Origin of the sequence: Clostridium sp. C8-1-8 (assembly GCF_009928445.1) — a bacterium.
GTDB lineage: Bacteria > Bacillota > Clostridia > Clostridiales > Clostridiaceae > Clostridium_AR.
This window is the reverse complement of the sequence record NZ_JAABNO010000010.1, coordinates 47,626-61,478: the sequence shown is the minus strand read 5'-3', so window position 1 is coordinate 61,478 and position 13,853 is coordinate 47,626. Positions and strand designations below refer to the sequence as shown.

The window sequence follows — 13,853 nt, the reverse complement described above, 5'->3', positions numbered from 1 at the left end:
TACTTTTAATGAAGCTAATATCCTAACTTCTCAGTGTTTTATGACTCATGTAGACATACTAGTTCAGATTGAAATCTACCAAGATAAAGCTTCGTACATTTATAGAAAGTTTTATTTTGAGACTATAAATTGAAGAAGCATATCTGTGCAGATGAATATAGATGTACCTCTTTATGTCAGAACTTATATCTTGAGATTATCTTAATAATATCAAGAGTTTTCTAATTCATCTCGGATGAATACGGTACATCTCATCACCAACAATTTTTGAATAAATTAGCATAGGCTCATATTTCATCATATCGGTACCTGCTTGGTCAAAAAGATACTAAGGACTTGAAAATTTGATGAATTGTAGAATAATAACATGCAATATTATGCTTTAACTAAGGTCAATTACCAATAATAAAATTGCCACCCACATTTATTTAATACATACCCATAGGCATCTAAAACATACTAACAATGCCTATAGACACTATAAATAATATGCATATTCAAAGCCGGTTTGTATTGCTTGCCCTATTCTACCTACTTTAGCTGCATCTCCAAGAACCTTAACATTTTCAAATTGTTCTCTTATTGAAGCTACAAATTCAGGGTCATTTTTTACCCCTACTGAAAGTACTACCGCATCCGCCTTAAGCTCTCTAACTTCACCTAATTTAACATCTTCAACCTTTACTCCGCTTTCAGTGATTTCTAATAGTTTAGTACCTGGAATAAGCTCAACTCCATATTTCTTTAGCCTTGTTACAACATCTATCAGATTAGGAAGATATGCACCTGGTCCAATTTTTTCTAGCATTTCTATAACTGTTACTTTGTTATTTTTAGCTGCTAGATATTCTGCTGTTTCTAAACCTGTCATACCAGATCCGATAACTACAACATTTTTCTCTTCTAAGGAAGCTTGCCCCAACAATACCTGATTAACTGAATAAACCTTAGCATCTTCTACACCTGGAAGCTTAGGAACAACATTACTTCCCCCTGTAGCAACAAAAACAGAGTATGGATTTAGTTTTTTTACTTCTTCTATATCAAAATCCCAGCCTAGTCTAACTTCTACCTTTAGTTCTTCTAGCTGATAGATTAGATTGTCTAAAAACCATGTCAATTTATCTTTTAATGGAGGCATAGAACCAACCCTTACATTACCACCTAAATAATTTTCTTTTTCAAAGATTATAGGTTTAAAACCTCTAATGGCAAGTACTCTAGCAGCTTCCATTCCTGCAGGGCCACCACCTAAAACAGCAACGGTTCTTCCCTGTCCATTAATATTAAAATCAGTAAACTCTGTCTCTCTTCCTGTTCTTGCATTTACGGCACATTTTACAACCTTGCACTCAAGAACATTTTCAATGCAGTAAAGGCAAGATATGCACTGTCTTATTTCTTTTTCTCTACCACTTTGTGCCTTTACTCCCCACTGGGGATCTGCTAGAAGTCCCCTTCCTACTGCTACAAAGTCTAAGTTGCCCTCTTCCAATAAGGCTTCAGCAAAGTCTGGCTTTCTAATAACATCGCAAGCTATTACTGGTATAGAAACTGCTTTTTTAATTGCTGCTGATAAATGTTTTTTCCAACCTTGAGGATAAGCTATAGGCTCAATTATTGTATTCACGGTTTCATAGGTTCCTGCACTAACATTAATTGCATCAACTCCTAGTGACTCTAAATACTTAGCTGTACTCACAGCTTGCTCTAAATCAAATCCTCCTGGTAAAAACTCATCGCCATCTATTCTAACTGAGATTGGAAACTGCTTACCACAGGTATTCTTTATTCCAACCACAATCTCTGTTAAAAATCTTAATCTTCCTTCAAAGCTTCCTCCATATTTGTCGGTTCTTAAGTTGGATAATGGACTAAGAAATTGACCTACTAGATAGCCATGAGCTCCATGAATCTCAACGCCATCCATACCTGCACTCTTAGCTACATATGCTCCAAATACAAATTGTTTTACTAGATTTTCAACCTCTTCAGTGCTAAGCTCCCTTGGCATTTCTCCAATAGCTGAGGACATAACTGCACTTGGGCCTACTATTTGCCTGCCTCCAATTAGTCTTGCATGATTTTCTCTACCTGGATGATGAAGCTGTATAAATATTTTTGTATCATGTCTATGTACAGCTCTAGCTAGTTTTTCTAATCTAGGTATAAACTTCAAATCGTTTACACGCAACTGACATGGTGTCCCAATTCCAGTAACATCATCAATTCTTGCAATCTCTGTTATTATAAGACCGCAACCGCCTTCTGCTCTTTCTTCATAATACCTTATAATCTCATCTGAAGCTTCTCCAGTGGCCGATGCAAGCGAAGTCCCCATAGCAGGCATTACAATTCTATTTTTTAGTTCTAGGTTTCCAATCTTCCCTCTAGAAAACAAATTATTATATTTCATTTTTCCCACCTCCACCTTTATTATAATTACTAATTTAGTAAAAAAATACATTCATTAATGTCAAAAATAATTGCTCCTATAGTGCTTGGTGCACTATAATTTTATTGAGGTGATTAATATGACTTATAATACAGAAGAAACATCTTTAATTGATCACATAACCTCTAAGTTATTTCAGACATTTATCTCCGGTCAAAGCTTAGACGATATAGTAAATCTTGCAGCTTCACTTTTAGAGAAACCATTAATAGTAATTGATTTAAGCTATAAGGTATTAGCTTATTCTAGGAGCGTACAGATTAATGATAAAGTATGGACAGAATATTTAGAGAAGGGCTATTGTCCTTATGAATTTATTGCCAAAGTTAACAATCTTCAAAGTGTAAGGCTTGGAAAAGAAAGAGATGGTGCTTATCTTGTACCCTGCCCAGAAAGTAACAACGAAAAGTTAATTCATAAAATAAAAGTTGATAATAGGTTTGTTGGAAATATTTTGTTAATAAGTCCCACGTCCAAAATCAAAAATATCGATTATGAGCTAATAACTATAGTTTCTAAAATAATAAGCCTTATTTTAAACAAAAAAACTCTTTGTACCAGCTCTAAGGAAGTTATCAGAGAAAGTTTTTTATATGATCTGCTTGAAAGAAAATATAAGGATAGGAATGAGCTTAATGAGCATATGAAAATTGCTGGCATATCTCTGCCAAAGAATTTATGCATTCTTGAATTTGATATTTCCAATTACGATGGTACAGAGCTTTCAGATAACCTACAAAGTAAATTACATTATTTTAATATATTTAACTCGGTGTATTACAACAATGCTATTATAGCTATAGCTGATAAAACAAATCTCGAAAACATAACTAGTAGCATTAATAAATACTTGGTGTTAGACAATATTTTTCTAGGTATCAGCAAAGAATTTACTGATATCCTTGAGTGTAGAAAATATTATCTTCAAGCCCATACAGCATTAAATATCGGCCGTCTGATCAACCCTGAAATAAATATTATCTACTATCATGACATCCAATATTACACACTACTCCCTAGCCATGACATGGTTAAGAACCCTTTAGAATATTGTCATCCAGCCCTTATTACCTTATTAGAATATGATAAAAACCATAGTTCTGATTTATATAGTACCTTATATAGCTATATTCTAAATGATGGTAACATACAAAATACTGCTAAAAATCTATATATCCACCGCAATACAGTAAGATATAAAATAAAAAAGATAGTAGCCTTGACTCACATAGATTTTTCAAAAATTGAAGAGATATCTAATATATTTATTTCCTATAGGGTTATGAAATACTATGATTATCCTCAGAAGACTTTAAGGAACTCTGATTAGTAATAAATCGCTGAATCACCCTTTATCAGTGAGCTTTTTTTAGTATCTGCCTTTGCGAGTATGTGTAGAGAAAAATTGTAAGGCGACATATTTTTATTTTTCACCTAAATATCTGTTATCTACTGTTAAAGTTAATAGGTTTAGCTAAAAAGATTTTCTGTACTTGTTTTAGCAATAAAAAAATAAACTTCCCTATTTACTAGGGAAGTTTATGGTATTCACAAATATACAGCATATTGTACTATAATCAAAAACTCTTATTAAAACTTATCTTATTCTTATAAAGAAAGCTTATTAAATCTTGAATTTACTTACTATCTCCATAAGCTTCTGAGCATTGCTTTCTGTAACCTTCATAAAGTTAGTAACTTCATTTGCACTTTGCATTACGGTAAATGCTTTTTCTGAAATTCCTTGAGCACCTTGTGCGCTTTCATTATTGGAAGTAGACACATCATTAATTGCTGTTATCATTTCATTTATAGATTTTGATAAATCTGTTGCAGTTGAACTAAAGTCATTAACTAGATGTGCAACAGCTTCTGAATCCTTAAAGTACTGCTCTCCTGTATCTACCATTATCTTGTAGTCTGTTATTACTGCAGTATCAATAAAATTAAGCGCTTTTTCAGAGCTTGTCTTCAAATTAGTAACAGCTTCTACCACAAGCTTTGTTATATCTTGAATTTCATTAACTGTATCTTTTGATATTTCTGCTAACTTACGTATTTCATCAGCAACAACAGCAAATCCCTTTCCCGCTTCTCCTGCTCTAGCTGCTTCAATTGCTGCGTTTAATGCAAGAAGATTGGTTTGAGAAGTGATCTGTAGGATCGATTCTGAAAGCACATTTATCTTTTCAACAGCATTTGACTGTACAATAGCTTCTCTAGTATCTGCATCTATAGTATTACGTACATCTTGTGCATCTCTTTGAGATGCTATAGCTTTTTCTTTAAGTTTTTGAGCACGCTCACTAATTTCTTCCGCTATTTTAGTTCCATTTTGAGCCTTATTTGATATACTTTCAATAGCATTCTCTATATTACTAGAAGAATCACTCATAAGTTTTGTAGCTGCAGCGGTCTCTTCAATACCTGCTGACATCTCCTGAGTAGTTGATGATACATGTTCCATTTCTCTGGAAAGCTCTAAAATATTATTTGTTGATACATCTATATTGTCTTTAACACTATTAGATTCATTAATAATATCGCCTATAAGCGACTTTATTGAATTAAACATTATTGACATGGAATTAGCAAGCATTCCGATTTCATCAGAACGTTTCTTAGACTCTTCAGGTATATCCTTTGTAAAGTCGGCATTCGCCAAGTGGCCTAAGTAATCAGCTGTCAATTTTATTGGCTTTACTGTTATAGTAGCCATGATGAAAGACACTATTAATACTACTATCACTGCAAGTATTATAAAAATTGTTGATATGGTAACAGAACTATTTACTTGGCTATAAACTTCTGAGGTAGGTACTGTAACTATAACCTTCCATCCTGTATTGTCAACAGTTGCAAAAGACGCTATTTTTTCTATTCCCTTATCATCCACATACTTTACATACCCAGATTTCTTAGCTAGCATTTCATTTTTTATAATTCCTTTTAAATCATTACTCTTTATTACATCAGTATAAGACTTACTTATATAATCTGAATTAGGATGATATATAAAGTCTCCAGTACTTGATAACATAAAGGCAAATCCAGTGTTTGCTAACTTAACCTTACCAACATAATTTTTTATTGCTTCTACACTTACCAAACTTGCTACTACTCCCTTAAAGTTGTTGCTATCATCTAATATAGGCATAGCTATTGGTATATCCATGTTTTTGTTGCTTTTATTCTCAATGATATCAGTATAAGTAATTTTTTTATTATCTCTTGCTTTAGTAAAGTATTGTCTATCGCTTACATTAGTAGTGCCAATCATACCATCTTTATTGGCGAACACAAACAGCTCCACTTCTTTATCACTTTCATTAACTGGATTTAATACAGCTGATATAGAAGCAGCATCTCCATTCTTAAATTCTGGATGAGCCTTGTAAAGCTCTGTAAGCTGTGACACTTTACCATCTAGCCAGTTGTTCATAGAGCTGACTGTAGAGTTTGCAACAGCAACCTCTTGATCCTTTATATTTTCCACTATTACAGATTTAAATCTAGCAAGCTGAAATATAGAAAGAGAAAGCATTGGTATTAATGACACACAAAGTAGTATAAACATAAGTTTAAATCTCAGCGATTTGGTAAATTTCATAAGTACCCCCTTGGTAATCGTTTTTTTCATAAAAATTCTTATATAATAAATGATATCATTTCATCTTTTATATTTTCGTTCATTTGTTTAATAACATTATATATATGTATGATTTTATTCATAAAAAGCTCATTTTCTTTGTCGAACATTGTATAATAATGTTTTCTATGTAAACAACTACAAGTATTAACTTAGTTCATTTGCTTCCAAGCTTGAAAAAAACTAGTAAAGGTATTAGTTAAATATATAAATAAAAGTTAGCTAAAGGAGCTTTTCTTTAGCTAACTTTTATTTATCTGCATTTTTGAATCTATAGGCAGAAGTTATAGGGGATGAATAAATTTTAATTTTTCTTTAATAGCAGTATACTGATTCTTAATTGGTGAGAAGATAAATCTTAAGAAAGGATGTGTTTTTATGGCTTTATTAGGAAATCCTTTTGTAGCAAATGTCCCTAGACAAATGTCTAATGAGGAGCTTGCTCAAGCTATTAGAGTGGATATAGCTGGTGAGCTTGAAGCTATTATTGGATATGAAGCTCATGCCATGGCTACAAATGATGAAAGAGCTAAAAAAATTTTCTACCATATCGCCGATGAAGAAAGAAGACATGTAGGTGAATTGCAACAACTATTATATATTATATGCCCTAAGGAAATTGAAAGTACTGAAAAAGGAAAGCAAAACATAAGAGATCAAGAAGCTCACAATTTCCAACCTCCTCTACAATAAAAATGTTAAATACAGATGGTGTAAGTAACTTATTGAATACTTCTTTGGCATAAGTACATAAATATGTATCACTTCTTAATAGGATTTATATTTTCAAATTCTCCTATCTGTAAGTAAGGGAATTTAAACAACAAATTTCCAATTGAAGTGATACATCTTTAATAGATTCTATAACCTCTAGTTTAAAATTACTTACTTTAAGCCATATTTTAAATCATAACTTAATATTTAAATTTCCATTGATGTTTTATAGACTACTAGCGAATTATAATCAAATCCTATCACCATAAACTAATCCTCTAGTACCAGTAGCTAAGTAAATCCTTCCGAATACTCTAGGATCTCCAGATATAGAGCGAATATCACCATACTGGTGCTTATCATCATTTATCCTAATCCAGTGGTTTCCTCCGTCATCAGATCTATAAAATCCATACTGTCCGTTTATAGTTCCACTAGTATATAGTGATTTTAATTTACTACCTTCGGCAGATTTTCCAATACCTATTCCCTTAATATAGTCATTTTGATTAGAAACCTTGACTCCTATAAAAATATTAAGCTTACTATCATAAATTACTTTCCATAAACCGTACTGTTCCATGGCCATCCATATGACACCTTCATTTTCAGCTTCTACTCTAATTTCATAAATCTGCTTTCCATCTATCCCTGCAAGATTTACTTCTGGGAAACCCTTTGGGGCTTCTATTTGATGAAAGCTCTTTCCTTTATCTTTACTTACGTAAAATCCTTTCCCATTTATGTTATCTCCAAAACCATAGAAGATTTCTGAGTTAACTCTATCAGCCATGACCTTTATAGGAGCTTTTTTTTGAGAAATAACTTCGCCATTAGAATCAATTACTGTCACCTTAAACCATGTCTTGCCCATGTCCTCAGTATAAACAAGTCTTGAGGCATATAAAGGATCTCCAAGAGTCCAAAGTATAGCTTCTCCATCGGAGGATATAGCCACCCACCCAGCAGTTACATTCGGTTTCTTTAAATCATTAATAACTTCATCTATTTCCTCTGTAATTCCAAATGGATCACTTAACTGTTGCCAGTTTTCTCCTTGGTCAAAGGAGGCTATAATTCCTCCTTTCGTTTTTCCAGTCCAATTACCTCTTGGAGCCACTAGGATTATGTTAGGATTACTATCTGGATAATCTGCATTCATTGCTGTTATCCACCTATCTTTATTGTGATTTGCAAAAGTATTTTCTGCTGGCTTATCCAAATCTTTAAATACAAATCCACCGTAATCACCAATTATATCAATAACTTTAACTTCTCCTGAAGGAGGCGAATACACGTTAAGATGTACAGTTTCCTCTACTCCATCATCACAGCAACTCCAAGTAACAGCTTCTCCCTGATCTGACTTAGTTAGGTCTTTAGTCATAAATATCCCTGCACCGGTATTAAAAAATGCCATGTTTCTATCAAATGGATTTATCTTAAGATCTGACATCCAATGTATCAGTGAAGCATTGCCATTATATTCTGGTCTTTGATAAGAAACATTAAAATCTATATTTCCTATAGTAAGTCCTGAAAGTATAGACTCCCAAGTAATACCGTAATCAGTAGATCTATAAATAGTATCTGGCTTTGCTAAAATAGTGGAACATATTAAGGTTCCTTCTCTTTGAGGATCGGCACATACGCCGCTTATTCCATAACCTAATCTTCTGCCATTACAATTGCTATCATTAAAATCTGGTTCGATAAGGCTTTTAGGAGTTATATCTAATGCCTGAATAACTTCTCCTTCTTCATCAAGCTCAAAGCGGTAAAGCGCCCCGTCGTAACATCTACCAAAGTCGCAGCCATAGGTATCCCAATTGAAGCCTTCAAGGTTGTAATCAGTATAGGATATAAATAAGTACTTTCCCATAAAGGAAGCCCTCTGAGCAACATAACCAGGATAATTTCTAGGTTGTCCAAAGACTGGTTTAGGCTCCCCTTTAAGCGGCTTAAAGTTTTTTCCTCCATCATTGCTTATATAAACACTTTGGCCTCTGACTCCATTACCAGTGGATCCTTCCTTACCATTAGTGGCCACTATAATTCTTTTTGAGGGACCATTAACTACTTGGCTTTTAGGATCAATTTCCACAAAACATATATTATCCTCAGAGTTTTTCTCAGGATATGCAACCTGTAATCTTGTCCAAGTTTTACACCCATCTATGGTTTTCCAAAGGCCATGCTTCATTGTTCCTAAATATAAAACCTTTGAATTTTTAGGATCAACCACCAACCTTTCACCAGTGGATCTTCCAGCTGCGTTACCATGTATTACTGCTGTATTTCCATTGTCATCAATTGCTGGAGCATCATAATAAACCCAATGAGCACCGTAATCCTCAGAAAATCCAATTTTGTTAACTAGACAATCACCAACCATTGTATATACATAACTAGGATTCTGCATATCTAGCGCTATAGCCAAGGGATATGTTTCCCATGAGTTGTCACCAGTAGCATGATCAATTAAAGATACCCAATAATTATTTTCAAAATCATATCTATAGCATCCGCCAATATCAGTTCTGCAGTATAAAATATTGGGTACCGCTTGATGAAATACAAAGCCAGTAACAAAACCGCCTCCAGGAACGGAAATAGACTTGTAACCATACTTTTCTATTTTATTATTCTTATTTGAGTCTATTGTAGTATTAGATTTTTCTTCTCTCATATTTAGACCTCCTTAGTAAAAATTTCCATTACTCTATAAATCTATATTTGGTGTTAAAAATATATTTTCCAGCTATAATTGTATTATATTAATATCTTTAATCTAATTCTTTAACTAAATCACCTATTTCTAGCACAATATTGATGAAAGGAGATTTAAATTTAAAATTCAAAATACTTCTTAAAGAAAACCTTTCATATTAGTTGGTTCAATTAATAAATAGATTCCATATTTGTCTAGACAGTAAAAAAAGCCATGGGTAAAAGGAATTAACTTTACCTTTTACCCATGACTTATACTTTTAGATTGGTTTTATGACTTCTACACCAATGTATTTTATTTAATTAATATGTAACATTCACTAAACTTTAAACTTATTTACTTCTTCCATCATATCATTAGTCATACTGCTAAGCATTTGTGCAGCAGCTGCCACCTCTTCAGTAGAGGCATTCATTTCCTCTGAGGATGCAGCAATTTCTTCAGCAGATGCTGAAACTTCAAGTGAAACTGAAGAAACGCCGTCGACTCTGCCTAATATTATATTTTTATCTTTTTCTATCTTTTCTGCCGAGTCTTTAACCGCTTCTATTTTAGGAATTACTTCATTAACAGCTCTAATTATCTTATTGAAAGAATCTATTGCACTATTTATAATGCTAACTTGACTGATAAGTTCATTGTCCATAACTCTAGAATCATTAACAATAATATCTGTATCCTGAGATATTTCAGTGATCAATTTACTAATGTTTAATGAAGAATCCTTAGATTGTTCTGCCAGCTGCCTTATCTCATCTGCAACAACCGCAAAGCCTCTTCCTGATTCCCCTGCTCTTGCAGCCTCAATAGCTGCATTTAGCGCTAATAAATTTGTTTGTTCTGAAATGTCATTTATCAAGTTAGTTATCTCATTTATTTCATTTATACCTTTTCCAAGCATAAGAATTTTTTCGTTGAACAACTTAAAGGAATCACTAACCTTTACAACTGATTTATTTAAATCATTCATCTCTACACTGCTAATTTTAGCCATAGAGCTTATTTCTCTGGAATTTGAATCTACAACTTGTATTTCACTTACCATGTCAGATAACTTATTGCTAAAATCTTCAAGTACTTCGATTACACTTAGTAAATCACTAGACTGACTTCCAGTACCTTCTGCAATTTCATTTATTGCTTCAGCCACATTTTGAGAAGAACCAGCTATTTCTTCAGCAACCGCTGATAAATTTAAGGCCTGAGAATCGATATTTGAAGAGTTATCCTTAATCTTATTTATCATTTCTCTAAGTGACTGCTGCATTCTATCCATTGACTTAGTCATTTCCCCTATTTCATCTTTTAACCTTAGATATTTAGGTGAGACTTCTTCTGTAAGATTTCCTTCTGCCAATAAACCCAAATGCTTTGAAGTTGACTTTATTCCTTTAGAGATGCTGTTTGTTATAATATAAGCTAGTCCTAATCCCAATGCTAAGAAAACTATAGATGATCCTACTACTATAACCTTCATAGTATTCAACTCAGACAATACTTCACTGGTTGAAACCGTTACTGCTAGCGACCACTCTGTACCTTTTACTGGAGCATACCCTATATACTTATCTTCTCCTTGAAAGATATACTCACTAGCATCTTTGTTTCCTTCTGCCATAGCTTTTTCAATATTAGCCAATGGAGCTAATTTAGAATCTTTTTTTGATTCCTCTATGGCATTGTACATTTTCAGAACCATATCTTTGTCAGTATGGGCAATGGTTACTCCATCTTTCTTTATCATGAAAGCCGTACCTGTTTTTCCGAATTTGACTTGATTAGTTAAGTCACTTAATTTATTACCATTATTCGAAGAAACTAAAACACCAACAACTTCATCTTTATTCTTGATTGGCACTGCAAAATTTACAACTATAGCTCCATCCATCTTACTCACTAGCGGATCAGATACGTTACTTGTTCCTGCAATCGCCTTCTTGAAATAATCTCTATCTTTTACATTCGAAGATTTTCCATCACTATACTTTAAATTTCCATCTTTATCTGCTATACCTATCCTTACACTTCCACTTCTCTTAACTTCATCTAATAAAATCGGCAGCTTATTTTCATATGGAATATTTAAATCTTTTATATCTTCTCTTGATGCAAGCACTTCCAAAGCTCCTAACTTTCCATTAAGTTCTCCTTGTATAGTATTCGCTGCTTGCTCTGCTATAGAAGGCAAAGTTTTTCCTATATTTGATTTTAATGATCTTGAAGAATCAAAATAAGCCAAAATTCCTAACCCTATGCATATTACTCCTATCAACAAACCTAAGAACAACATTAATTTAACTTTTATGCTCTTCATATAATTTCCCTCCACAAAATTACTCAACTAGTAAATCTATCTATATATTAATAACTCGTCGTATTTTGTAAATACTTTACTTTTTTCGACAAAATCTTATTATCTAGCAATCTCGATTTAGAGGGTCTAATCCTTTTCTATTGCTTTTTTATTATTTAAAACCGTCTCACACTTGTAAATTGATATTCTATACAACTAATATTTTTCATTTTATTAATTTTGTATTTTTCTTTTTTAATTATATAATCTAAAAATTGTAAGAATAATAACAGTTAGGTATATAAATATCTCTATATTACTAAGCTTAAAGTAAAGAAATATGCTAAATAATTTAAATCTTACATTTTCTAATTATCCTCTAAGAAACTATTAATGTTTTGAATATAGTTACAAAAACAGCTATTAATCTTAATCTTATTTTGCTTAATACAAAGATATTTATATGCTTATTGGTCAAAATGAAGCTTTATTATTTTTTCTGCTTTACTAATGATTTTTCCTTCCATTTTCCTTGCCTATAACGTATAACACTTGCAATGGCAGTAATAAACCAAGTGAGCCCGGTTGTTATCCAAACACTCCACACCCCGAATACAGGAAATACAGCTAACCCGCTTGAGAATCCAACTCTTCCTATAACTTCAACCATTCCGTTAATCATGGCATAGAAAGCATCACCAGTACCGTTGAGCAATCCTCTTGTAATATGAATCATTCCCAATGGAAAATACATTAGACTCGTTAGCTTTATAGCTTTTGCTCCAAGCTCTATTACCGCTTCATCCTTTACAAAGACTTCCATTATAGCTCTTCCCCCTAACTGTGCAGCTAAAAGTGCTATAAGGCTAAAACCTGCAACTATTAGAATACTCTTACGGTATCCCTTTTTAACCCTTTCTAGTTTATTAGCTCCCATATTTTGTCCAGAAAAAGTAGAAAGAGCTGCACCTAAAGAATTAAATGGTTGCTGAATAAGCTGCTCAATTCTGCTTGTTGCTGTAAAAGCTGCTACTGCTGTTTCTCCAAAACCATTTACAACACGCTGTAAAGCTACTAAGGATAAGGCTATCATGGAATTTTGTGCTGCTACTGGAAGCCCTATTCTTATACACTTGTTAACAATTGGCCAATTTACTTTTAAATGTTCCTTCTTAAGCTTAAAGTAAGGATTCTTAAGTAACGCAAAAATAACACAGCCTACTGCAGCTGAAGCTTGTGAAAAAACTGTAGCATAAGCTGTTCCAGCAACTCCAAATCCAAACTTAAGAACAAAAATCAAATCTAAAACCACGTTGATAACGCAAGATATAACTAAAAATACCAAAGGTGTCTTTGAATCGCCTAAAGCCCTGAGTATAGCTGCTATAGCATTATATGCCGCCACAGCTATCATTCCTCCAGATACTATCCTTAAAAATGTAACTGCATCGTCTAAAATTTCTGGCGGTGTCTGCACTAACTGTAGTATAGGACGAGCAAATACAGCAGCTATTATGCTCATCACCAATCCAGATATCCCTATCACGTAAATCCCATTAGCTATAGTTCTCTTTACCTGAGAATCTTTTTTAGCACCAAAGTACTGCGCTATTATAATCCCTATACCAATTGATAATCCTAAGCATATGGAAAAGAACAAAAAACTTAATGAACCTGTGGCCCCTACTGCAGCTAGAGCATTAGCTCCAATAAACTTTCCTACTATTATTGAATCAATTAAATTGTAAAACTGTTGAAAAATATTACCTACTAACATAGGAAGTGAAAACTTTATAAGTAATGAAACCTCATTTCCTTCCGTCATATCTTGTACATACTTTGCAGCCATAACTTTCCTCTTTCTATCTAGCAATTTATCTTTTATTGCATAATTTTTCTTTATTGTTTTTCATTTTTTATTTGTACATTTATCTCTTCTAATGTAAAGAGGCAACATTAAAATTTTTCAATGATGCCAGTCTTAAATCTTGATAATACTAAGTTTCTATAA

General features: G+C 33.0%; 7 protein-coding genes. 2 read left to right on the top strand and 5 right to left on the bottom strand.

Features of this window, described 5'->3' with window-relative positions:
• Positions 1 to 478 precede the first annotated feature (478 nt).
• Positions 479 to 2,416 carry an NAD(P)/FAD-dependent oxidoreductase gene (locus tag GXK57_RS12050; protein WP_160676356.1) on the bottom strand — a complete coding sequence of 646 codons (1,938 nt, stop codon included), beginning with the start codon at positions 2,414 to 2,416 and terminating at the stop codon, positions 479 to 481.
• A gap of 118 nt (positions 2,417 to 2,534) precedes the next feature.
• Between GXK57_RS12050 and GXK57_RS12045 the strand changes: the two genes are divergently transcribed.
• Positions 2,535 to 3,785, top strand: coding sequence for a helix-turn-helix domain-containing protein (locus tag GXK57_RS12045; RefSeq protein WP_160676353.1), 1,251 nt, complete (start codon positions 2,535 to 2,537; stop codon positions 3,783 to 3,785).
• A gap of 294 nt (positions 3,786 to 4,079) precedes the next feature.
• Here GXK57_RS12045 and GXK57_RS12040 read toward each other — a convergent pair whose 3' ends face one another.
• Positions 4,080 to 6,065, bottom strand: coding sequence for a methyl-accepting chemotaxis protein (locus tag GXK57_RS12040; protein ID WP_160676350.1), 1,986 nt, complete (start codon positions 6,063 to 6,065; stop codon positions 4,080 to 4,082).
• Between the two features lie 417 nt (positions 6,066 to 6,482).
• Between GXK57_RS12040 and GXK57_RS12035 the strand changes: the two genes are divergently transcribed.
• The gene (locus tag GXK57_RS12035; protein ID WP_160676348.1) at positions 6,483 to 6,797 is read left to right on the top strand and encodes a demethoxyubiquinone hydroxylase family protein; all 315 of its coding nucleotides are present in this window, start codon (positions 6,483 to 6,485) and stop codon (positions 6,795 to 6,797) included.
• Between the two features lie 271 nt (positions 6,798 to 7,068).
• On the opposite strand, the gene GXK57_RS12030 is transcribed toward GXK57_RS12035, so the two are convergent.
• From GXK57_RS12030 to GXK57_RS12020, 3 genes are all read right to left on the bottom strand, one after another.
• A complete protein-coding gene (locus GXK57_RS12030; protein WP_160676345.1) occupies positions 7,069 to 9,507 on the bottom strand; it encodes a hypothetical protein in 2,439 nt (812 codons plus the stop codon).
• A gap of 361 nt (positions 9,508 to 9,868) precedes the next feature.
• On the bottom strand, positions 9,869 to 11,863 hold the full coding sequence (locus tag GXK57_RS12025; protein ID WP_160676342.1) for a methyl-accepting chemotaxis protein: 1,995 nt from the start codon (positions 11,861 to 11,863) through the stop codon (positions 9,869 to 9,871).
• Between the two features lie 469 nt (positions 11,864 to 12,332).
• Entirely contained in the window at positions 12,333 to 13,691 is a 1,359-nt protein-coding gene (locus tag GXK57_RS12020) for an MATE family efflux transporter (RefSeq protein WP_160676339.1), read from the bottom strand.
• Positions 13,692 to 13,853: the final 162 nt, after the last annotated feature.

Coding starts and splice junctions, on each gene's coding strand:
- GXK57_RS12040 (WP_160676350.1), bottom strand. CDS start 6,065: ATGAAATTTACCAAATCGCTGAGATTTAAACTTATGTTTATACTACTT.
- GXK57_RS12025 (WP_160676342.1), bottom strand. CDS start 11,863: ATGAAGAGCATAAAAGTTAAATTAATGTTGTTCTTAGGTTTGTTGATA.
- GXK57_RS12035 (WP_160676348.1), top strand. CDS start 6,483: ATGGCTTTATTAGGAAATCCTTTTGTAGCAAATGTCCCTAGACAAATG.
- GXK57_RS12020 (WP_160676339.1), bottom strand. CDS start 13,691: ATGGCTGCAAAGTATGTACAAGATATGACGGAAGGAAATGAGGTTTCA.
- GXK57_RS12030 (WP_160676345.1), bottom strand. CDS start 9,507: ATGAGAGAAGAAAAATCTAATACTACAATAGACTCAAATAAGAATAAT.
- GXK57_RS12050 (WP_160676356.1), bottom strand. CDS start 2,416: ATGAAATATAATAATTTGTTTTCTAGAGGGAAGATTGGAAACCTAGAA.
- GXK57_RS12045 (WP_160676353.1), top strand. CDS start 2,535: ATGACTTATAATACAGAAGAAACATCTTTAATTGATCACATAACCTCT.